Consider the following 22,249-nt stretch of genomic DNA (forward strand, 5'->3'; position numbering starts at 1 on the left):
TCGGAGAAGAAAAAGAAACAAACATCAAGGGATACGCAACAGGGAGGCCCTATCGCTGCCTTCTACATCAATACATAGAAACATTTATCAAGATAACAATGCAGTCGCAGGGGGTCACTGTGACGCAAACACCGGGGAATACACATGAACAAGAATCGATTTGGTATGAACACGGCGCGTCTGGCGCTACTGACCAGCGCAGGCATCGTTGCCCTGGGCATGGCACCCGCTTCCGCTCAGGAAGAGGCGGCCGAAAGCCAGCGCACGATGGACACGGTCCTCGTCACCGCCCAGCAGCGCGAGCAAAACCTGCAGGAAGTGCCGATCACGCTGCAGGTCCTCTCCGCTGACGCGCTCTCAACGCTCGCCGCCGACAATATGGGCGATATCGACGCCTTCGTACCGGGTCTGGAAGTGTCCGATGGCAGCCCGACACAGCCGAAGTACAAGATCCGCGGCATCCAGACTTCAGACTTCGGCGTCGGCACCGATCCGGCTGTCGGCATCTACGTTGATGGCGTCTATGCCGCACGTTCCGGCGCTTCGCTGCTCGCCTTCAACGACGTCGAGCGGATCGAAGTCATCAAGGGCCCGCAGGGAACGCTCTTCGGTCGCAACAGCGCCGCCGGCGCCGTCTCGATCACCACCCGCAAGCCCAGCGACCAGTTTGAAGCCGAAGTCGGTGTCCGCGTCGGCGAATACAACAAGCAACGTATCGAAGGCCTGCTGAACCTGCCCGTCAATGACAAGGTGGCCATCCGCCTGAACGGTGTCATGAACAAGCGTGACGGCATCTACACCGACGCCGCTACAGGTCAGGATCTTGGCCGCGAAGACAACTGGGCCATCAAGGGCGCCCTGCGCTGGGACCTCACGCCCGATACTCGCGCGATCCTGACCTACACGCATGACGAGCTGGACCAGGACGCCCGCCCCGCCATCGGCATTGTCCCGATCCCGGATGCCCCCGCCCAGCCTGCCTATCCGGTAGACGAGTCAACCTATCTCAATCCGTTCACGGCCAAGATCCGCAATGATGTGATCGACAATAGCGAGCGCCGGGAACTCGACGAGTTAACGCTTGCGGTCACGCATGACATCGGCTCTATCACCCTGTCATCGATCACGTCCTACCGGACATTCGATACCAATAACCGCGAAGACGAAGACGGCACAAACCGCATCGATCTCTATTTCGACACGAACAATGTCGAGAGTAATGAGAGCTTCTATCAGGAGTTCCGCGCGGCTGGCGAAACGGGCCCACTGAACTGGGTGGTTGGCGCAAGCTATTATGATGAATCTGCCGACCAGCGCAGCAACACATTCGCCTACACCAATACGATCAACACCGCCCTTGGTAATCTCGGCCTTGGCACACCCTTCTCTGACATCGATAATTTCGTCCTCATTCCATTCGACATCGATGCGCGCCTCATGGGCAATGGCTGGACCGAGGACATGATCAACCATGGTGACTTCAAGGCCTATGCCGCCTTTGCCGACGTCATCTGGGAAGCGACAGACAAGCTAAGCCTCACCGGCGGTCTGCGCTATACGAAGGATGAAAAATCCTTCTCCTGGCTGAATGGACCGCGCGTCGCGCCAGAACTTGATGCCACGCTGGCCGCGCTGGAGGAAGCGGGCATTCTCGGCCTTGTTGGCGCCTCGCCGGAAGACTTTCAGTTTGACCTCGTATTCGACATGTCAGGCCTTGCCGGCGTGCCTTGCGACAATGGCGTCACGGTGGCCGAAGGCGTCACATGCGAGCTGAATGATGAATGGTCGAATGTCAGCCCGCGTTTTGTTGTCGACTATAAGCTGGCCGACAATATCCTGCTCTTCGCCTCTTACGCCAAAGGCTACAAGGCCGGCGGGTTCAACAGCGTCGAACAGGCATCCCGTTTCGACAATGAAGACGTGACCAATTACGAAGCCGGCATCAAGTCGACCTTCCCGTCGGCTGGCCTTCTGATCAACGCCTCGGTCTTCCAGTACACGTACAATGACAAACAGGCGATCAGCCTGGTCAGCGGCGTGAACGGCTCGAATGTCTCTCAGTACGTTGTGGAGACCAGCGATGAGGAAGCCTCTGGTGTCGACCTGCAGGTTGAGTGGGCCCCGACCGACGCCCTCTCCTTCTTCGGCAACGGCCAGTATATCAATGTCCTCTACAAGGATCGTGTCACGCGCTCCGGTGTTGACCTGTCCGGTTCGCCAACGGGCGAGCCGGAATGGTCCTTCGCCTTCGGCGGGCAATATGTGCTTGACCTGCAAGACAATGGAGAGATCGAATTCTCCGCCTCACATGCCTATACGGGCGAGCGCCGTTGCAACGCGGAATCCGATGGGCAGGGCTCTTGCGCCACCTATGCCGCATTCTCCGTAGGCGAAGCACAGGAACGCACGGATGTCCGGGCCTTCTGGACAGCTGAAAGCGGCCGCTACCAGGTCGGCGCGTTCGTGAAAAATGTGTTTGATAATCGCTACGTATCAGGCATCAATAATATCACTGTCGGAACGCAAGGCACGGCCTTCGTCGGCCTCACCGACCCGCAAATTTGGGGCGTCGACTTCAAATACGTCTACTAGGACGCCACACACCTACATCGACTAAAATGGCAGGCGGCGCTGATATCAGCGCCGCCTGCCTTCATATTGGCGCCTCGAATTTTGCCCGCCAAAACGTCCGGCAAGGTGAGCATCGGCCCGCATGCGGTTCAACACCACGCCGATCACGCGTCCGCCCTGGTCTTCAATACCGGCCTGCAGGCGCGCCACTTCCTCGGCGCCAGTCGTCTCCGCCTGCACCACAAGAACCACGCCATCGGCTTCCGCCGCCACATCCAGCGCCACGTCAGACCGGTCCAGTGCAGGCGCGTCCATGATGATCCAGTCCGTTGACCGCCGCAGCGCCTGCCACCAGTCAGGCTGTGTACGTAAACGAACACTCTGCCCCGCAGCCAGTCGCTCCGTGCGGAACCGTGTCACGAGCAGGCGCGTCCCCTCCACGGGATGCACCGTCAGCATTTTGCTGCCGCCTCCCAGCGGGGCCGGGACGAGTTCATAGATCGGCTCACACCCAAGCGCGGCGTCGTAGGCCCGCGCGGGCCGCGCCACGCCGCCCGCAAACCCTGTATCGAACCCGCCAAACGCCTCATTCACCCCGAGATCGAGATCCACGAGCCAGGCCGTGCGCGCCGCATGCCCGGCAGCCATCAGCGCGAACGACGCTGCCATGCTGCTCGTTCCCTCGCCGCTTCGCGCTGCCACGAACATCACACTGCGCGCACCACGCGCAGACCGCAGGCGCGAAACAGACTGCCAGAGCGTTGCAAGATCAGGCCTCAGGTCACGCATATGCGGTCACACCTCCCGCACGGTTGCGAGCACCGGCAGGTCCAGCGTGCGCTCCACCGATCGCCGCGTCGCAAAACCTGTCCGCGTCAGCGCTTTCAGAAGCCCTGCGAACAGGGCCGCGCCAAGAGCCGCCGCAAAGGCCATTACCGCAAGCACAGCCCGTGTCGGCTGAGGCTCGGTTGGCACTGTTGCCGGTTCCAGCACGCGCACATCCTCGCCCTGCCAGCGGCCTGTGCGCTCATCGCCAACGGATGATGTCATCATCTCCTGCTCAAGCACATCGCGCTTGCGCTTCAGCTCATTGTAGCGCGGCGCCAGCGCGGCCAGTTTCGCCTGGCGCTCCTTGAACGCCGCGATCTGCCGGGCCAGGGCCGCCTGCTGGTCCGTCAGCGCCGCCGCTTCGGCTTTCAGGTCGTCTATCGTCGTCAGCATCTGTTCGTAACGCGGGTTCGGTCCCGTCCGCGTGGTGCCAACCGGTTGGTCCAGCGTCGCGATAAAGGCCTCAGCCCGCGCGATCCGCCGGTCCATCTCGATCACCTCGGCTGATCCGGGCAGGCTGGTCACCAGCAGCGCCTCGCGCGCCAGCTTCATGTCCAGCAGGGTCTGCCCGGTCGAATCTTCGACGAAGATTTCCTGCTTCGGCCGGATCGAGCGGATCTGGCGGCGATAGGCCGTCAGCTGGCTTTCGACCTGCCGCAACCGGGAATCCGTCGCCAGCAGGTCTTCACTCGCCGCCTTGTAGAGACCGGCCACCGTATCGCGCTCCGCCTCGAAACTGCTTAGCCCTTCTGTCTCCAGGAAGGCGCCAATATCAGTTTCCGATTTCAGCAGGCTGCGCTCCAGCACAGTCCGGTCTGGCGCAGGGGCCTCATCGGCCTCCGGCCGCGCCAGCACGTCGGAACGATATTTTAGGTACACGCCGACCATGGCGTTCAGCACTTCGGCCGCCGCTTCGGGGTCGGAATTGCGGTAGCTCACGGTCATCACGGGCGCACTGGACTCGGAATGGACTCGGAAGTCCCGCTGAAGGGCCTCAACACACATCTGTCGGCACTCTGAAGCGAGCCGGGAAAGGGCCTCGGCGTCCCCGCGAAGGGAACGGCTGCGCGCCTCGCAAGCTGCATTGATTTCGGGATAGAGGCGCGACATCGGAAACAGGTTCAGCGCGCGCGTCGCAACCACAGGACTGCGCAGGAACGCCAACTCAGGCGCCACGAGCGCCTTCGGCTCTGACACGCTGGCGCCCGTCACGATCAGCCGTGTCCGCGCCTCATACAGGTCAGGCCGCGACAGGGCCGCCGCCAGGCCGAGGGCGAATACCGGCACAAAAACCAGCAACATCAACCATTTGGCGCGCCAGAACTGGACCAGGACGTCAGCCATACCGAGGCGCAGGCGCGGCGCGGATGTCCGCACCAGCCCATTACCCTCCGGATCTCGGCTGGGGGCCTCGGTCACAGGCATGTCGTTTGCGGCTCCTCATGGCGCATAAGCCATTAGATTCGCACGCGGGCATTTGATATTTCATTAACCTTAACAGCGGCGTCCGGGCAGGTCACTCTGGCCCCGCTCGCTGCTTGCGGCCTAGTTCATCAGTTTCAGCCACTCGCGGGCTGCCTGAAGGGCTTGCTTGACCTCGTCGGTGCTCATCATTTCGGCCATTTCAGCGCGCTGAGCCTTGGCCTCTTCCGAACCGCGCAGGGCGGCCAGATTGAACCATTTATGCGCGGCGATCAGGTCGATCTCCACATTGAGACCCGTCGCATAGACGAGGCCCGCCTGGTAAAGCTCTTCCGGAGCGGACTCCGAATGGAGCATCGTTGCAAGGTCGACTGAGTAATCTGCAAAAGGCATTGTCTTATTCCTGTTTTCACCTTGCCGTCGCATCGCCGGGATCATTCCCGTGTCCTGCTCTGGCAACCACCACCCGCCATGTCCGGCGATAGGTACAGATTGGGCTCAGAGATTTGCGTTATGGTTAACAGCGAGGCCCCCAAAGGGGCAGAGCGTTAAGCCCTGCGCGCATTGCGTTAACCCTACCTCTGGTTTCAGGCCCAATAGGCCCGAAATCGTGAATCAGTGCCCGAACGCTATCCGAAAACAGCCCGGATAAAGCCCGAACGATGCCCGGAAATCCTTGCGCGCCCCGCAATTCGGCCCAAGGTGACGACTTGGCCGCATTTTCACGCTGGCAGCTTCGCGGTAGATTTAAGACATGACCGAGTATTTCAAACCGATCCCCTATGCGCTCTGGCGCAAAGACAAGGCCGCCTTCGCCGAGGCGCTGGGCACATCGTTCCGCGAAACAGGCTTTGCCGTCATCGCTGGGCACCCTGTGGACCAGCGTACGATCGACGACAATCTGCGCGCCACGAAGGCCTTCTTCGCCATGCCCGACATTGCGAAGCTCGCTTATGACGGCAAGGCTGGCGGCGGACAGCGCGGCTACACCGCCTTTGCGACCGAGAATGCCAAGGGCGCCGCCAAGGCCGACCTCAAGGAATTCTGGCACACGGGCCGACACCTGCCGCCCAAGTCCCCCTATCGCGAGACCATGGCGGACACGCCCAGCGTTGGCGAGATCCCGGATTTCGACCGCGCCACCCGCGCCCTGTTCGACGCACTCGACGAGATGGGCCGCGACCTGCTGCGGGCCATCGCCCTCCATCTGGAACTCGACGAGATGTGGTTTGAAGACCGCGTCGAGATGGGCAATTCCATCCTGCGCCTGCTCCACTATCCGCCACAGGAAAACCCGCCGCCCGAGGGCACAGTGCGCGCCGGTGCGCATGAAGACATCAACGTCATCACGCTCCTCCTCGGCGCCGAAGAGGCGGGTCTTGAAGTGAAGCACCGCTCCGGCGAATGGCTCGCGGTCAACCCGCCACCCGGCGCCCTCGTCATCAATTGCGGTGACATGCTACAGCGTCTCACGGCGGGCGTCCTGCCCTCCACCACGCACCGCGTCGTCAACCCGTCGCCCGAGCGCGCGAAATTTCCACGGTACTCGACGCCCTTCTTCCTGCATTTCAACCAGGATGTTGTTATCGAAGCCCTGCCCCAATGCGTGGCCGAAGGCGGCGAGCCCCAGCCCCCGATCACCGCGCAGGACTATCTCATGGAACGCCTCCGCGAGATCGGCCTCGTAAAGGCCTGACGCCGCGCCACCCCTTGCCTCGCCGCCGCATTGCGCCCTGAATAGGGACACAGCTCAGCAGAGACTGACGGCAAGGCAGGAGGACGCGCATGTTCAACAATACAGAATGGCTCGCACAAGTCCGCGAAGACGTGATCGACCCCGATCGCGAGATCGTCGACCCGCACCATCATCTCTGGCCCAAACCCTTCCTCAGCTACGACCTTGAGGAACTCTGGTCCGACACCGAAGACGGTCACAACGTGGTCCAGACCGTCTTCATGGAATGCGGCTCCTCCTATCGCAAGGACGGCCCGGAACGCCTCAAGCCCATCGGCGAAACCGAGTTCATCGCCGCCGCTGCCGCTCGCTCCGCTGCTGATCCGGACAAGGCCACCATTGCCGGCTTTGTCGGCCATGCAGACCTCCGCCTCGATAATCTCGATGAAGTCCTCGACGCTCATATCGCAGCCGCCAATGGCCTCTTTCGGGGCATTCGCCACGCTGGCGCCTTCGACAAGGACAGCGCCGGATTCGCTATTCCGGGCCGCGCGCCCGAAGGGCTCTATCGCGACTATGATTTCCGGCGCGGCGTCGCCCGCCTGGGAGAGCGCGGTTTCACCTATGACACCTGGAACTATCACCACCAGATCCCGGACTTTGCAGAACTTGCATCAGCCGTGCCTGACACGACCATGATCCTCGACCATTTCGGCACGCCGCTGGGCGTTGGCCCCTATGAAGGCAAGCGCGACGAAAACTTCGCCCGATGGAAAGACGACATCGCCGCCGTAGCCGAATACAAGAATGTCTTCGCCAAGATTGGCGGCCTCGCCATGCCCGACAATGGCTTCGGCTGGAACACACGCGCCACGCCGCCCACGTCGAATGAGTTCGTCGAGGCGCAGGCGCCTTACTACCATCACGCCATCAAGTGCTTCGGGCCTGAGCGCTGCATGTTCGAAAGCAATTTCCCGGTCGACCGCCTATCGATCAGTTATCGCACGCTATGGAATGGCCTGAAGAAAATTGCCGCCGATTATTCCGAGGCCGAACAGACCGCCATGTTCAGCGGCACCGCGCGCAAGGTCTACAAGCTCGACGCCGTCTGAAGCCAGTCGGCTGCGCCCTCGCCTGCGGCCTTGCCGGTCGCCATGCACGCCGTGATCAGATAGCCGCCCGTGGGGGCGTCCCAGTCAATCATTTCGCCCGCGCAGAACACGCCGGGCAGTTCGCGCAGCATCAGCGCATTATCCAGCGCGTCCCAGGCTACACCGCCAGTTGTCGAAATCGCCTCGTCCAGCGGCGCCGTGCCGGTAACCTTGATTGGCACGGCCTTGATGAGCCGGGCGAGTGTCACCTTATGGTCCGGCAGTACGCCGCGTGCCGCCTCGTGCAGCAGGGCGAGCTTTACGCCGGATATGCCGAGGCTTTTGCGTAAATGATTGGACATGGATTGCTTGCCGCGCGGACGCTCGAGTTTCGCGACCACCGCTGGCACATCCATATCCGGCAGCAAGTCAACCAGCAGCGTTGCTGTCCCGGCCCTGCGCAAGACATCAACCAGCGCCGCCGATAGTGTATAGATGCCTCCGCTCTCGACACCGCGATGCGTGATAACAAATTCCGAACGCGTGTCCTGTCCGTCCACTGACAGGCGAACCGACTTGACCGGTGCGCCTGCAAACTTCTCGCGCATATGGGCCGACCAGTCGACAAGGAACCCGCAATTCGACGGTCCGAACGGAACAGTCTGCGCGCCTTTTGCTTCCAGCAAGGGCACCCACGCTCCATCCGACCCCAGACGTTTCCAGCTCGCGCCGCCCAGCGCCAGAACCGTCGCATCGGCCGCAGCGGTCACCGCGCCTTCAGGCCCGTCAAATACCAGCGCGCCATCCGCATTCCAGCCCTGCCAGCGATGTTTCGGATGCAACACAGCGCCCGCGTCCTGCAACCGCACCAGCCAGGCCCGCAGCAGCGGCGACGCCTTCATCATCTCCGGAAACACGCGCCCCGTCGGCCCGGTATGTGCGGCAATGCCAAGCGCCTCCATCCAGGTAACGACTTGCGCTGGCCCGAAAGCCCGCACCATGTCCTGCAATCGCGCATCGCTCCGATAGCGCGAGAGGAACACGTCCATATCCTCGGCATGGCTGATGTTGAGCCCGCTCTTGCCCGCCATCAGGAACTTGCGTCCGAAGCTCGGCATCGCGTCATAGATATCGACGCCCACGCCCCGCGCCAGCAGCGCCTCGGCCGCCATCAGGCCAGCCGGTCCCGCGCCAATGATGGCAGTGCGCAACTAGATCAGCCCGGCGAGGGGCGAGCTTGGATCGGCATACATCTTCTTCGGCATACGGCCCGCGAGATAGCCCTCGCGTCCGGCGATGACGGCATGCTTCATCGCGCTCGCCATCAGGATCGGGTCCTTGGCGGCGGCAATCGCGGTGTTCATCAACACGCCGTCACAGCCGAGTTCCATGGCCATGGCAGCATCCGATGGTGTGCCAACGCCCGCATCGACGATCACCGGCACGCGGGTCTGCTCAACGATCAGGCGGATGTTCACCGGGTTCATGATGCCAAGTCCCGAACCGATCAGGCTGCCAAGCGGCATGATTGCGCAACAACCCGCTTCTTCCAGCATCTTGGCGTAAACCGGGTCATCCGAGCAGTAGACCATGACCTCGAACCCGTCCGCGATCAGCGCCTTCGCGGCGGTCAGCGTCTCCGGCATGTTCGGGTAGAGCGTCTTCTGGTCGGCCAGCACTTCCAGCTTCACCAGGTTCCAGCCGCCGGCCTCACGCGCTAGGCGCAGCGTGCGCACGGCCTCGTCAGCGGTGTAGCAGCCCGCCGTATTGGGCAGGTAGGTGAACTCGTCCGGCTTGACGAAATCGGTGAGGATCTCCTTGCCGGGGTCCGACAGGTTCACCCGGCGCAGCGCCACGGTGACGATCTCGGCCCCTGCCGCGCGCGCAGCATCGGCATTCTGCTGATAGCTCGCATACTTGCCCGTCCCCACGATGAGGCGCGAGTTGTAGGTTTTTCCGGCGATGATCAACGGGTCTGACATGGGCTTCCAATGGTTCCTGAACGGCTTCTCTGACGGGTTTTAGCGGCCTTTCGGCTTATCCCCCACCCACAAACTGTACAAGTTCCAGCCGGTCGCCCTCTTCCAGCACGGTAAAGGCATGTTCGGACTTCGGCACGATCTCCAGGTTGCGTTCCACAGCCACGCCGCGCGGGTCGCGGCCGGTGGCCTCGGACAGCTCTTCCAGCAGCATGGCCACGGTCATCCCCGGGTTCACCTGCCGTGGCTCGCCATTCAGGGTGATGTGCATGTCTACTCGCCTCCCGTTTGTGCCCCCTTGCCTTGCCGGGCGTTCCAGAGCAAGACGGGGTCCATGTCAAAACCGATATATGTTCTCGGTGGGCCAAACCTCAACCTGCTCGGTACACGCGAGCCGGAGATCTATGGCCACGAAACCCTCGAGGGTATCCATACCCGCCTGCGCAGCCTCTCCGGCGACGTGCCCCTTGAGGCGCGCCAGACCAATCATGAGGGTGAACTGGTGGACTGGGTACAGGAAGCCTCCCGCGAAGGCTCAGCCGTCATTCTCAATGCCGGCGCCTATACGCACACATCTGTGGCCTTGCATGATGCCCTCAGGGCCTGCACAGTGCCGGTCATCGAAGTGCACCTGTCCAATCCGGCGGCGCGCGAAGCCTTCCGCCAAGTGAATTATGTTGCGCCTGTTGCAAAAGCTACAATTGCGGGCCTTGGTGCCTATGGTTATGAGCTCGCGCTTCTGGCAGCCAAGTCCCTGACGGGCCAAGGAGATAATTAGCACCCCATGAGCACTGCAAAGACAAAACTCGACACCGGCCTCGTCCGGGAGCTGGCCGCCATCCTCCGGGAAGCCGACCTCGGCGAAGTTGAAATCGAGCACGAAGGCCTGCGCATCCGCGTCAGCAAGCCCGCCGCGCCCGTGATGCAAACGGCCCAGTACGCCGCTGCACCGGCGCCTGTCGCCGCTGCCCCTGCAGCTGCCGCACCGACTGCTGCCGCTGCAGCGCCCGCAGCACCGGCCGTTTCCGACAATGCGATCAAGTCGCCCATGGTCGGCACCGTCTATCTCGCCCCAGAACCCGGCGCGAAACAGTTCTTCAATATCGGCGACAAGGTCAAAAAGGGCGACACGCTCATGCTGGTCGAAGCCATGAAGACCTTTAACCCCGTCGAGGCCGACCGGGCCGGCACGCTCACGGCCCTCTATGTTACCGACTCCCAGCCGGTCGAATTCGGCGAACCGCTAGCCCTGATCGAATAGCATGACTGAGCCCCGCACGATAAAGAAGGTCCTCATCGCCAATCGCGGTGAGATTGCCCTGCGTATCCACCGCGCCTGTAAGGAAATGGGCCTGTCCACGGTCGTCGTGCATTCCACGGCTGACCGCGACGCCATGGCCGTTCGCCTGGCCGATGAAAGCGTCTGCATCGGCCCGCCGCCGTCGTCCGAGAGCTATCTCAAGAAGTCCCAGATCCTGGCAGCTGCCGAAATCACCGGCGCCGACGCGATCCATCCCGGCTATGGCTTCCTGTCCGAGAACGCCCAGTTTGCGGAAATGGTTGAGGCCCACGGTCTCGCCTTTATCGGCCCGACGGCCGAGCATATCCGCATCATGGGCGACAAGATCGCCGCCAAGGTCGCGATGATCGAAGCTGGCGTGCCTTGTGTGCCCGGCTCCGAAGGCGCGCTGACCTCCATTGCGGAGGCCAAGAAGGCCGCCAAGAAAATCGGCTTCCCGGTTCTCGTAAAAGCCTCTGCCGGCGGCGGTGGCCGCGGCATGAAGCTGGCCCGCACCGAGGCGGACCTCGAAAACGCGGTCAAAACCGCCAAGACCGAGGCCAAGGCCGCCTTTGGCGATGACGCCGTCTATCTCGAGAAATACCTCGAAGGCCCGCGCCACATCGAAGTCCAGATTATTGCCGACACACATGGCAACGTGGCCCACCTCTGGGAACGCGACTGCTCCCTGCAGCGCCGCAACCAGAAAGTCCTCGAAGAAGCCCCTTCGCCAGCCCTCAATCAGGCCCAGCGCGAAGAGATCGGCAACATCTGCGCCAAGGCCATGAAAAAGCTGGGTTATCGCGGCGCCGGTACGATCGAGTTCCTCTATGAAGACGGCAAGTTTTACTTCATCGAAATGAACACCCGTCTGCAGGTCGAACACCCGGTCACAGAAATGATCACCGGGATCGACCTCGTGCGCGAGCAGATCCGCATCGCCGAAGGCAAGAAACTGTCCTTCAGCCAGCAAGATGTCATGCTGGTCGGCCACGCCATCGAGTGCCGCATCAATGCCGAGCACCCGGAAACCTTTGTCCCTTCACCGGGCCTTATCACGGATTTCCATGCGCCGGGCGGCCCCGACGTGCGCCTCGATAGCGCGGCCTATGCCGGTTACCGCATCCCGCCCTATTACGACTCGCTGATCGGCAAGCTCATCGTGCATGGCCGCACGCGCCGCGAATGCATCATGCGCCTGCGCCGCGCCCTGTCGGAAATGGTTGTCGGCGGCGTCTTCACCACGCTCGACCTGCACCGCCGTCTCGTCGAGAATGATGATGTCCTTGCCGGCGAGTACAACATCCACTGGCTGGAAAAATTCCTCGCCGAGAACAAGATCACCGCTGAATAGGTCGCAAGGCTTGTCCACAGCTGGCGCCGTCTGCCCCATGGACAGGCGGGCCTGAGGGACTCATATTCCGGCCATGTCTTCGCGCTTTGGAACACAGGACCTGCTCGCCTGCTATCGCCGGGGCGTCTTCCCCATGGCGGACTCGCGCGACGATCCGAACCTGTTCCTTGTCGACCCGGACATGCGCGGCATCCTCCCTCTGGACGCCTTCCATATACCCCGCCGCCTGAAGCGGACGGTCCTCAAGGACCCGTTCCGTGTTACCGCAGACACCGCCTTCACGCGCGTCATGGAGTTCTGCGGCGAAGAAACAGACGGGCGCGAAAGCACCTGGATAAACTCCGCAATCCTCAATCTTTACAGCGCGCTGCACCGCGAAGGACACGCCCACTCCATCGAATGCTGGGATGGTGACCACCTCGTCGGCGGCCTTTATGGCGTGTCGGTCGGAGGCGCTTTCTTTGGCGAGAGCATGTTCTCGCGCGCAACGGACGCGTCAAAGATCGCGTTGGTTCATCTGGCGGCGCGTCTGATCGCTGGTGGCTATACGCTGCTCGATGCGCAGTTCCACAATCCGCATCTGGAACAGTTCGGCCTGATCGAAATCCCACGTGCGGATTTCAAGGCCCGCCTGCGCGCAGCCCTGACAATCGAGGGGAACTTCTATTCCGGTGTCGGCTCGGTATCGTCTACCGGCGGCGCGTCTTCGACCATCGGCTCGTCCGACGAAGCGGCGTTGCGCTCAGGCACTTTCACCGGATCAGGCGCCGTGCAGCGGATCACCCAGACATCATAGACAGGGTGCTCCAGCGCGCTGAGGCCCGGCGATGAGGCATACATCCAGCCGGAGAACAGCTCCGGGTTCTCGTCACTAGACGTTTCAACCTCGCTGGCATCAACAGCGGCTTCCATCGTCTCGACAGCCACAGGCTGAGTCGAATGGATCTTCAGGAACGCCGCGCTTTCGGGCGCCTCCTCAGGCGGGGTCTGATAGCAGGCTTTCAGCTCGACCTTCAGCGAGCCGAATACGACCGGCTCTCCCACCTTCACTTCGATATCCGTCGACCGGCCGGTGATCTTGTCCAGCGCCCGCAAGGTCGCCCTGTCCTTCTGCGCATAGGTCGCGGCATGGGCTGCGCCGATGAGGCCAAGGCCAAGAGCCGTTGCGGCGAGGAATCGGATCATTGGCCATCATCTCCAGAAGGCGCAGGATAAGGATCATCCGCCGGGGCGGGATAAGGGTCAGCTGCTTCAGGCTCGCTGTCAGTTTCCGGTGCCGTGGCAGGCTCCGCCTTCACAGGCTCAGGCGCTTTTTCAGCCGCAGGCTGCTTCTTGGGCGCAGGCTTTGGCTCTGCTGCGGGCTCAGGAGCCGCTTCCGCAGGCTCAGCAGGCGCTTCGGCCGCATCGGCATTGTCACCGCCACCACCACCACCCGCAAACGAAGCGAACAGGGTCAGCAGGTCCACGCTACCGCGCGTATACTGGATTTCACCGGTGCCATCCTGCGGGATAACGTCATAGCCGCCACCTGGCTCGAGGCCGATATAGCTGCCGCCGAGGAGGCCATCGGTCGAGATCCGCGCATCCGTGTCGTCCGGCAGCTCCCATTTCTTGTCGAGCGCCAGTGTCAGCACGGCTTCGAAACGTTTGGGGTCGCCCTCGATGGATTTCACAACGCCGGCCTTCACGCCCGCGATGCGCACATCGGAGCCGCGCGAGATACCGGACACATTGTTGAAGCGCGCAATCACGGTGTACTGGTCACCGCTCGCTTCGGCATCGCCGCCTACGGCCAGCGCGAACCAGAGGAAGACGGCCGCAACCGCGACAACGACTGCGCCGACGAGTGTTTCAAAGATCGATTCACGCATCTGGGGTCCATGCCTCATAGTCGCCGTCAGACTTCTGGCGAACGCCGCTGGCGCCTACGCTGCCCTTCGGCTTCACGGCATACGGTGTGCCGGTCATGTTCGGTGTGTGATCGGTTTCCCAATCGCGCCGCTCCAGCGGCATATGGGTCGGCGGCTGGTCCACGGTGTGGTGCAGCCAGCCGTGCCAGTCAGCCGGCACTTTCGACGGCTCGGCGAGGCCTTCATACATCACGTAGCGGCGATGGCGGCCTTCCAGCGAGGTCTTGCGCTCCTCGAAATACTTGTTGCCATACTCATCGGTGCCGACATAGCCGCTGCGCCGCTTGATGTCGAAATTGGCGCCGACGGTATTCCCGTTCCACCAGGTGAAAATGTGCTTCAGCATCGTAGGCCTGTCCTGACGTGACTTGATGGCGGCAATATGGCGCCAGTCGGCCTGTTAATCCAGACCGCCGCGGCAGGCAATGCGCCGCATGGCCGGATTGCACCGCATTGAGGCGCGCCATGGGTGACGACAGGGGCGATGTCGGATAGCGTCTGGATAACGCCAAGACTGTGAAAGGGCCGCCAATGTACGGATCATTCAAGGCCGCTGGACTGTTCGCAGTGCTCCTGTCAGTCGCGTGTACCAGCGCACCAGCAACCGCAGATACGACTGCAGATACCCCGCAACTGACCTATCGCAATTCGCCATTTTTCATGTTCGACAGTCCCGACAGTTTCAGTGCGAATATCGGACTGGCCGACGTGGACAATGATGGCGATCTTGACGTGCTGGTGGCCAATGGACGCCACTGGGCACAGCAGGATTATGTTTACCTGAACGCCGGTAATGGACGCCTGCTTGAAGCCCGGCCAATTGGCGACACGATGGGCCCCTCCTACATCGTGCTCGCGGGCGACATCGATGGCGACGGAGACATGGACGCCGTGATGATTCGCGATGTCCTGCCCGCTCAATCGTTCATGAATGACGGCACAGGAAGGTTTTCCTTCGCCGGGCTCGTCGAGGGCACGGGCGGCGCAGCACGCAATGCGATCCTGACCGACCTCAATAAGGATCAGACCCTCGATATTGTGATTGCCCGTCGCGGCGGGACAAACCTGCTGGCGCTGGGCCGGGGCGACGGCACATTCGAGGCCGCCAAATCACTCGAAGGGCCTGAGGACGGCGCCACCGGTCTTGCGGCGGCTGATATTGATGGAGACGGCGACGTGGACCTCGCCTTTGCCCGTCGTGACGACAATGAAAGCCTGATCCTGCTAAACAACGGTGCCGCTGAATTTACGGCGCGTGCCTTGCCAAACAGCCGCGGCGACCATCGCCAGGCCGTCCTCGCTGACCTGACGGGCGATGGCAATGTGGATCTGCTGCTCTCAGCCATAGGCGCGGAAAACCCCCTCTTCGTCGGCGACGGCACGGGCAATTTCACCCTTGGCGGACATGTTGGCTCGGCAAGCGAGGCGACACAGGCGCTCGCGGCAGCAGACCTCGATGGCGACGGCGATATCGATATCGTCGTCGGGGCTGGCGAAACCTCCAATGCCGTCTATTTCAATGACGGAAACGGCACGTTCGCCGTGCTCCCGCTCGATGATGAGGCTGAGGACACATATGGGGTCGCGATAGGCGACATGGACGGCGATGGCATACCCGACCTTGTTTTCGCCAATTCCGAGGCGCCCAACATGGTTATGACCGCACGGCGGCAAAAATAATCGCGCAAATTTCGGACCGATCCCTGTATTTGCCGACGTTTGACGTTGAAGCCTGACCTTCCAAGGGTCACGCTGGCAGAAAGTGATTCGCGAAGGAGCCGCTTATGCCTGACCAGAGCCTCGACGAAATCCTCTCAGCGGCCGAATCAGACGGCCTGATCTCCGCCGAAATGCCCTTCGGGCGCCTCTGCCGCGCCGCCGGTCTCGCGCCTCAGGACATGACGCCTCACGCGCTCGACCATCTGGCCTCCGCCGCATCCGTCGCGAGCCTTCAGAGCGTGTCGCAACTGGCCCTCGCTGAAATGCTCGAACGCCTCGGCCCTGCTCCGCGCAATGCCGAACTGGCCGAAGCGCTCGCCTCCGGCCTGCCACAGGACCTGCTGGAAGAGGCGCTGCGCCTGCCCGGCGGCATCCTGCGCACCGCAGACGCCCTGCGCGCCGCCGCCGTCGACACGCCCGCTCCGCCCCCTGCCGTGTTCACCGCCGGGCCGGTGGATGTTGCGCTCGAGCCCTCGCTCCTCGCGGCCCTGCGCGAAGGCGGCGAAGTCTTCTTCCTGCAGTCCGCCCTGCCCGCCGCTGCAACGCCTGCGCGCGTGGTGGATGTGGCCCAGGCCGTCAGCCCGGATGGTTTCGAAGATGGTTTCCTCGTCTCCGCCATTGAGGCCGCTGCCGCACAGATGAAGGAGGGCGTCATCCTCCTCACAGGCCTTGGCGCGGCCGTCATGGCCCTCGGCCTCGACTATGGCTCTGATGACGGCATTGCCGCTGGCGCCGCGCTCACGGCCCTTGTCCGCTCAGCTGCGACCGGTACCGCCTTCAGCGCCGCACACGCCAAGCCGCTCGGCCTGCAGGCCCGCAAAGCCTCCACCAAGCGCCCCTGCCAGGTCCTGATCCTGCCCATCGTTGACCCGATGGTGGCCCTGCCGGAATGCGAGAGCGATGCGGCCGCCCCGGTCCGCGCCGTGCTTACCTATGGCGACGACGCTCCCAGCCTCACTCGCGCGGCCCGCCTTGGCCTCGCTGCCCGCGCGCCTGAGGCCCTGCCCGGCGTGCTCGACCAGATCAGCCATGCCGGCGCGCAGGACCTCGAAACATCGCTCGGCACAGCCCGCCTGCGCGACCGTGGCTTCACCGAAGCCGCGCTGGACCGTGTCAGCCGCGCCCTCGGCGAAGGCCTGCCGCTCAACGCTGCCTTCTCCCGCTGGGTCCTCGGCGACGAGATCATCTCCCATGACCTGAAACTCACGCCTGAAAACTTCGATGCCGACGGACGCGGCGTTCTCTCGGCCATGGGTTTCTCGCGCGCGGACATCGCAAAGGCCGAAGCCGCCATTGATGGCGCTGGTGAAGCCCTCGCTTCGCGCGCCCTGCAGGAATGCGGCTTCGTGCTGGATGTCTCCGCCGAGGACGAGATCCGCTTTGCCGCCGCCTGTAACAAGGTGCTCGGCGGCGGTGTGACGGTCCCGGTCAGCGCCCGCGCTGGTCTCGACATGGCCGAAGCCATCACCGCAGACGGCCTCTCGGCGCACCTCATGGGCCACCGCTCCCCGCCGGGCGACGATGTGCGCGACCGGATGGAGCATATCCTCTCCCTCGCCGAGGAACTGGCCGAGGAGGCCGACACACCACAAGCCACGCCCGAGTTCACGGAGGCGCGCAGCGCCGCCCGCACGCGCCTGCCGGACCGTCGCAAGGGCTATATCCAGAAAGCCACAGTCGGCGGCCACAAGGTCTACCTGCACACAGGCGAATTCGATGACGGCCAGCTCGGCGAGATCTTCCTCGACATGCACAAGGAAGGCGCCGCCTTCCGAAGCCTGATGAACAATTTCGCCATCGCCACCTCGATCGGCCTTCAATACGGCGTGCCGCTGGAAGAATTCGTCGACGCCTTCGTGTTCACGCGCTTCGAGCCGGCCGGGCAGGTCACCGGCAATGACCGTATCACCCGCGCCACCTCCATCCTCGACTATATCTTCCGCGAACTCGCCGTCTCTTATCTCGGCCGCGACGACCTCGCCGAGGCTGACGTCACCCATGACGGCCTCGGTCGCGGCGCAGGCGATGCCACCCGCGAGCCTGCCCCGTTCACCGAGGAAGCCGCCCAGATCATCTCGCGCGGCTTCTCGCGGGGCCAGCTGCCCGACAATATCGTCATCCTCGACAAGCGCCGCGCCGAGAAGCAGGCCGAATCGGACCTGGACGACGAATCCGAGGAACTCGCTCCGCCGCCCTACCTCGAACAGGGCTGCGAAGCATGCGGCAGCTTCACCCTCTTCGCCGTGGGTGAGGATGGCGACACAGCCTGTGACACATGTGGGGAAGAAGGCCGCCTGTCGCGGTAGCATTCCCTCTTTATCCACCAGTATTCAGGGGCTTACGCAGCGGAAACACTTCCGCGACAATCCGGCAACACTTGGGACGCATATGCAGTTGTTACAGTTTGTTCAGTATAGCTCGCTACCACAAAGCGATATCCCGGATACATGACTGGTATGCCTTTTCGCCTGATTTTGCCTGCCGTGATCGCCCTGCTTGGCGCATCCTTTCCGGCTGTCGCACAAAGCAAGCCCGTCGCATGGCAGCCCGGCTATGTCGGCTCGTGCGGGGGCTGCAACCTCGCTGGCCGCAACATGTCCGGCTGGACGCTCAGCGGCGCCAACTACCGCGAAGCCAATCTCGAGTTCGCCTTCATGCGCGGCATCCAGGCCACCAGCACCAATTTCGAGGGCGCCAATGCCGCGGGCGTTGACCTGCGCACCGCCCTGCTGACGGCCGCCCACTTCTCCGATGCCATCCTCACCAATGCCCGCCTCATGGGCGTTCAGGCCTCAGGCGCGGAATTCCGCAAATCCATCCTGCGCGGTGCCAACATGCAAGGCGCGCTTATGGTCGGCGCCAATTTCTCCGATGCCGACCTCGGCGAAACCCAGCTGGATGAAGCCGACCTCTCCGGCGCAAACCTCAGCGGCGCGAAGTTCGACAAGGCCGTGATGAAAGCCACCGTTCTCAACGGCGCCAACATGACCGGCGTCGTTATGACAGGCGCAGACGTGGCCGGCGCCTCGTTCCGCGATGTACGCTTCATCGGGGCTGACCTTTCGGGCATGACCCATCACGATCTGGCCAATTTCGAGGGCGCCTGCAGCTCGATCGACACGCTGATGCCACCGGGCCTGCTGCTGCCCCTCTGCGGCGACGTCATCATGGCGAGCGCCACGGCTCAATAAGCCCGTATCCAAAAGCTCCGCAGTCCCGGCGAACGCCGGGACCTCAGGCAATTGAAGAAACCAATTCAGCCAAACCGCATGAGACCCCGGCTTTCGCCGGGGATACGTATGGATGGTAAGCCGCTATCGCCTCAGGATTTAACCTGAGGCGCCATGCGGATGTTCAGCTCTTTCAGCTGCTTGTCGTCGACAGGGCTCGGTGCGCCCATCAGCAGGTCGCGTGCCTGACCGTTCATCGGGAACAGCGTGACATCGCGGATATTCTCGGCATCCGCCAGCAACATGACGATCCGGTCGACGCCGGGAGCAATCCCGCCATGCGGCGGGGCGCCATAGCGGAACGCGTTCAGCATGCCGCCAAACTCGGCTTCGACGACTTCCGGGCCGTATCCCGCCATCTCGAAGGCCTTGAGCATCACGTCAGGGCGGTGGTTCCGGATGGCACCCGATGACAGTTCGATACCGTTACAGACGATGTCATACTGGAAGGCCTTGATGTCGAGGATCTCTTCCTCGGTCTTGGCTGCGGTCAGGGCCTCCATGCCGCCTTGTGGCATCGAGAACGGGTTGTGGCTGAAGTCGATCTTCTTGTTGTCTTCGTCATATTCGAACATCGGGAAGTCGACGATCCAGCAGAAGCGGAACACGCCCTCTTCAATCAGCTCAAGCGACTTGCCAAGCTCGTTGCGGGCGGCACCAGCCAGCTTGTAGGCCGCGCCCTTTGCGCCTGCCGAGAAGAATACGCCGTCGCCAGCGCCGAGCCCCATATGAGCCAGCAGATCGGCCAGATGGCCCGCCTCAAAGCCTTTGAGCACAGGGTCCTGGCTGTCCACACCGCCGCCATCGGCCTCCTTCAGGCGCGCATAGCCAAGGCCGGGCGCCTGCATCTCTTTCTTGGCCCACTTGTCCATGTCATCGAAGAACTTGCGGGACTTTTCAGCCGCAGCCTTCGGCGCCGGAATGGCAATGACCTTGCCGCCGCCCTTGATGATCTTCGCAAAGATGCTGAAACCGGTCTTGCTTTCATCCGCAAAGAAATCGGTCACATCGGAGAGTTCCAGCGGGTTGCGCAGGTCTGGCTTGTCTGAGCCGTATTTCGTCATCGCTTCGGCGTAGGGAATATGCACGAACGGTTCGGCCGGGACCGAACGTCCCTTGCCTTCCCAGTTGGCGAATTCCTCGAACACGCCGCGCATGACAGGCTCAATCGCGCCAAACACGTCATCCTGGGTGACGAAGCTCATTTCGATATCGAGCTGGTAGAACTCACCCGGCGACCGGTCGGCGCGCGCGTCTTCGTCGCGGAAGCACGGCGCAATCTGGAAGTAACGGTCAAAGCCGGACACCATCAGCAGCTGCTTGAACTGCTGCGGCGCCTGCGGCAGCGCGTAGAATTCGCCGGGATGCAGGCGCGACGGCACGAGGAAGTCGCGTGCGCCTTCCGGGCTGGAGGCCGTCAGGATGGGCGTCTGGTATTCCATGAAGCCCTGCGCGATCATGCGCTGGCGCAGACTGGCGATGACCTGGCTGCGCAGGATCATGTTCTTGTGCAGCGTCTCGCGGCGCAGGTCGAGATAGCGGTGCTTCAGGCGGATATCTTCCGGATAGTCCGGCTCCGCAAAGACTGGCAGCGGCAGCTTTTCAGCTGCACTCTCGATAATCAGCGTGTCTGCGGGCAATTCCACCTCGCCTGTGGGCAGTTCGGCATTAACCGCCTCTGCCTCTCGCGAGATCACCTTGCCGGTCACGGTCAGCACGCTTTCGGCCGAGGCGCGCTTGGCGTCCTCGTAGAAAGGCGCGCCTGGGTGGACCACGACCTGCGTCAGGCCATAATGGTCGCGCAGATCGATGAACAGGGCGCCGGCATGTTCGCGGCGGCGGTGCAGCCAGCCGGACAATTTGACGGTTTCGCCCACGTGGGACTTGCGAAGTTCACCGCATGTATGGGTGCGATAGGCGTGCATCGGATCGTTTCTCCGGAAAGGCATTCATTATAAATCAGGGGCGCAAGGGCATTTAAGCCCTTTCACTTGTCAAGGGCCTGCGATACGCAAGCCCGCGATGACTGACAACACCTTGACTCCCATTACTGAGCAGTCGGCGCTCGAAGACCTGTGCGGCAAACTGGCCGAATCGGACTTCATCTGCGTCGATACCGAATTCCATCGGGAAACGACCTACTGGCCGGAACTCTGCCTCGTGCAGGCCTCCGCACCGGGGGTCGAGGGCCTTATTGACCCTCTGGCCGAGGATCTGGACATCGGTCCCTTCCTTGACCTGATCGCCATGGATAACCGGGTAAAGGTGTTCCACGCCGCCCGGCAGGACATCGAAATCTTCAATCGCCTCATCGGCCACCCGCCCGGCCCGATCTTCGATACCCAGGTGGCCGCCATGGCCCTCGGCTATGGCGACTCGATCTCATACGACAATCTGGTCCAGCGCGTCGTGCGCCGCCAGATCGACAAATCCAGCCAGTTCACTGACTGGATGCGCCGCCCGCTCAGCCAGAAACAGCTGATCTACGCCCTCGGAGACGTCACGCACCTGCGCGACATCTACCTCATCATGCGCGAAGAGCTGGAAAAATCCGGCCGCATGAACTGGGTCCGCGAGGAAATGGCCGATCTGGAAGATCCCGCCAAATACGACACCGACCCAATGAACGCCTGGCAGCGCCTGAAACTGCGCAAGCCCAAGAAGGACTATGCCGCCATCGTCGTCGCCGTCGCCGCTTGGCGCGAACGCCTCGCGCAGGAACTGGACAAGCCCCGTCGCCGCATCCTCAAGGATGACGCGATCCAGGAAATCGCTGCCCAGAAGCCGCGTAACGAGAACGATTACAGCCAGCTGCGCGCTGTGCCGTCAGGCTTCATCCGCTCCAAGCATGGCCAGGGTCTGATGGAAGCCGTGATCGAAGCCATCGACAATCCGGACAAGTTCGCCCCCGAGCTGGAGCCGCGCGTGCAGAATGCACAAATCCCTGCCGGCGCGCCGGAATTGCTCAAAGTGCTGCTCAAGCATGTCAGCGACGAGCACAATGTCGTGCCCCGCCTGATCGCCAATGCGGCCGATATCGACCGCATTGCCCGTGGCGAGACGACCGAAGACATCGCGGCCATGACCGGCTGGCGCTATGATATGTTCGGCAAGAAGGCGCAGGCCCTGCTCAACGGCCAGCTCGCCGTCTCCTTCCAGGGTGGTCAGGTCCGCCTCTTCGACGTCTAGGC

General features: G+C 62.6%; 20 protein-coding genes and 1 pseudogene. 11 read left to right on the plus strand and 10 right to left on the minus strand.

Going from position 1 to position 22,249, the window contains the following annotated elements:
- Positions 1–144: 144 nt before the first annotated feature.
- Positions 145–2,592, plus strand: coding sequence for a TonB-dependent receptor (locus V7651_RS14675; RefSeq protein WP_335613596.1), 2,448 nt, complete (start codon positions 145–147; stop codon positions 2,590–2,592).
- A 45-nt stretch (positions 2,593–2,637) separates the two neighbouring features.
- Here the strand turns inward: V7651_RS14675 and V7651_RS14680 are convergent, their stop codons facing one another.
- The 3 genes from V7651_RS14680 to V7651_RS14690 form a co-directional block, all read right to left on the minus strand.
- Positions 2,638–3,360 carry a P-loop NTPase family protein gene (locus V7651_RS14680; protein ID WP_335613597.1) on the minus strand — a complete coding sequence of 241 codons (723 nt, stop codon included), beginning with the start codon at positions 3,358–3,360 and terminating at the stop codon, positions 2,638–2,640.
- Positions 3,361–3,366: 6 nt separating this feature from the next.
- On the minus strand, positions 3,367–4,824 hold the full coding sequence (locus tag V7651_RS14685; protein ID WP_335613598.1) for a GumC domain-containing protein: 1,458 nt from the start codon (positions 4,822–4,824) through the stop codon (positions 3,367–3,369).
- Positions 4,825–4,944: 120 nt separating this feature from the next.
- Positions 4,945–5,214: an SEL1-like repeat protein gene (locus tag V7651_RS14690; protein WP_035537954.1), complete on the minus strand. Its 270-nt coding sequence runs from the start codon at positions 5,212–5,214 to the stop codon at positions 4,945–4,947.
- A gap of 361 nt (positions 5,215–5,575) precedes the next feature.
- Here V7651_RS14690 and V7651_RS14695 point away from each other — a divergent pair, with 361 nt between their 5' ends.
- Positions 5,576–6,517, plus strand: a complete 942-nt coding sequence (locus V7651_RS14695) for an isopenicillin N synthase family dioxygenase (RefSeq protein WP_335613599.1) — start codon at positions 5,576–5,578, stop codon at positions 6,515–6,517.
- Positions 6,518–6,606: 89 nt separating this feature from the next.
- Positions 6,607–7,608 (plus strand): amidohydrolase family protein, encoded by a 1,002-nt coding sequence (locus V7651_RS14700; protein WP_335613600.1) that lies wholly within the window; start codon positions 6,607–6,609, stop codon positions 7,606–7,608.
- On the opposite strand, the gene V7651_RS14705 is transcribed toward V7651_RS14700, so the two are convergent.
- Genes V7651_RS14705 through thiS form a run of 3 tightly spaced genes read right to left on the minus strand, consistent with a single transcriptional unit; the run spans position 7,587 to position 9,837 of the window.
- Positions 7,587–8,798 (minus strand): TIGR03862 family flavoprotein, encoded by a 1,212-nt coding sequence (locus V7651_RS14705; protein WP_335613601.1) that lies wholly within the window; start codon positions 8,796–8,798, stop codon positions 7,587–7,589. The genes V7651_RS14700 and V7651_RS14705 overlap by 22 nt on opposite strands.
- Positions 8,799–9,569, minus strand: coding sequence for a thiazole synthase (locus tag V7651_RS14710; protein WP_034739626.1), 771 nt, complete (start codon positions 9,567–9,569; stop codon positions 8,799–8,801).
- A gap of 55 nt (positions 9,570–9,624) precedes the next feature.
- Positions 9,625–9,837 carry a sulfur carrier protein ThiS gene (gene thiS, locus V7651_RS14715; protein WP_335591187.1) on the minus strand — a complete coding sequence of 71 codons (213 nt, stop codon included), beginning with the start codon at positions 9,835–9,837 and terminating at the stop codon, positions 9,625–9,627.
- A gap of 63 nt (positions 9,838–9,900) precedes the next feature.
- On the opposite strand from thiS, the gene V7651_RS14720 reads away from it, so the two are divergent.
- The 4 genes from V7651_RS14720 (at position 9,901) to aat (ending at position 12,995) form a co-directional block, all read left to right on the plus strand.
- Entirely contained in the window at positions 9,901–10,344 is a 444-nt protein-coding gene (locus V7651_RS14720) for a type II 3-dehydroquinate dehydratase (RefSeq protein ID WP_335613602.1), read from the plus strand.
- 6 nt (positions 10,345–10,350) lie between these two features.
- Positions 10,351–10,827, plus strand: coding sequence for an acetyl-CoA carboxylase biotin carboxyl carrier protein (accB, locus tag V7651_RS14725; RefSeq protein WP_035537944.1), 477 nt, complete (start codon positions 10,351–10,353; stop codon positions 10,825–10,827).
- Position 10,828: 1 nt separating this feature from the next.
- Positions 10,829–12,199 (plus strand): acetyl-CoA carboxylase biotin carboxylase subunit, encoded by a 1,371-nt coding sequence (accC, locus tag V7651_RS14730; protein ID WP_035537943.1) that lies wholly within the window; start codon positions 10,829–10,831, stop codon positions 12,197–12,199.
- A gap of 73 nt (positions 12,200–12,272) precedes the next feature.
- The gene (aat, locus tag V7651_RS14735; RefSeq protein WP_335613603.1) at positions 12,273–12,995 is read left to right on the plus strand and encodes a leucyl/phenylalanyl-tRNA--protein transferase; all 723 of its coding nucleotides are present in this window, start codon (positions 12,273–12,275) and stop codon (positions 12,993–12,995) included.
- A 35-nt stretch (positions 12,996–13,030) separates the two neighbouring features.
- On the opposite strand, the pseudogene V7651_RS14740 reads toward aat, so the two are convergent.
- The 3 genes and pseudogenes from V7651_RS14740 to V7651_RS14750 form a co-directional block, all read right to left on the minus strand.
- Positions 13,031–13,384: pseudogene (locus V7651_RS14740) on the minus strand (DUF2155 domain-containing protein); the annotation flags it as partial.
- Entirely contained in the window at positions 13,381–14,070 is a 690-nt protein-coding gene (mlaD, locus tag V7651_RS14745; RefSeq protein ID WP_335613604.1) for an outer membrane lipid asymmetry maintenance protein MlaD, read from the minus strand. The pseudogene V7651_RS14740 and the gene mlaD, both read right to left, overlap by 4 nt.
- On the minus strand, positions 14,063–14,455 hold the full coding sequence (locus tag V7651_RS14750; RefSeq protein ID WP_034739614.1) for an NADH:ubiquinone oxidoreductase subunit NDUFA12: 393 nt from the start codon (positions 14,453–14,455) through the stop codon (positions 14,063–14,065). The genes mlaD and V7651_RS14750 overlap by 8 nt, the downstream gene beginning before the upstream one ends.
- A gap of 185 nt (positions 14,456–14,640) precedes the next feature.
- Here V7651_RS14750 and V7651_RS14755 point away from each other — a divergent pair, with 185 nt between their 5' ends.
- The 3 genes from V7651_RS14755 (at position 14,641) to V7651_RS14765 (ending at position 19,019) form a co-directional block, all read left to right on the plus strand.
- On the plus strand, positions 14,641–15,789 hold the full coding sequence (locus V7651_RS14755; RefSeq protein ID WP_335613605.1) for an FG-GAP repeat domain-containing protein: 1,149 nt from the start codon (positions 14,641–14,643) through the stop codon (positions 15,787–15,789).
- Positions 15,790–15,893: 104 nt separating this feature from the next.
- Positions 15,894–18,134: a TSCPD domain-containing protein gene (locus tag V7651_RS14760; RefSeq protein ID WP_335613606.1), complete on the plus strand. Its 2,241-nt coding sequence runs from the start codon at positions 15,894–15,896 to the stop codon at positions 18,132–18,134.
- A gap of 150 nt (positions 18,135–18,284) precedes the next feature.
- On the plus strand, positions 18,285–19,019 hold the full coding sequence (locus V7651_RS14765) for a pentapeptide repeat-containing protein (protein ID WP_051624691.1): 735 nt from the start codon (positions 18,285–18,287) through the stop codon (positions 19,017–19,019).
- A gap of 131 nt (positions 19,020–19,150) precedes the next feature.
- On the opposite strand, the gene aspS is transcribed toward V7651_RS14765, so the two are convergent.
- Positions 19,151–20,983, minus strand: coding sequence for an aspartate--tRNA ligase (aspS, locus tag V7651_RS14770; protein WP_418887254.1), 1,833 nt, complete (start codon positions 20,981–20,983; stop codon positions 19,151–19,153).
- 97 nt (positions 20,984–21,080) lie between these two features.
- Between aspS and rnd the strand changes: the two genes are divergently transcribed.
- Positions 21,081–22,247 carry a ribonuclease D gene (gene rnd, locus V7651_RS14775; RefSeq protein ID WP_335613608.1) on the plus strand — a complete coding sequence of 389 codons (1,167 nt, stop codon included), beginning with the start codon at positions 21,081–21,083 and terminating at the stop codon, positions 22,245–22,247.
- Positions 22,248–22,249: the final 2 nt, after the last annotated feature.

This window comes from Hyphomonas oceanitis (genome assembly GCF_036964545.1).
Lineage (GTDB): Bacteria > Pseudomonadota > Alphaproteobacteria > Caulobacterales > Hyphomonadaceae > Hyphomonas > Hyphomonas oceanitis.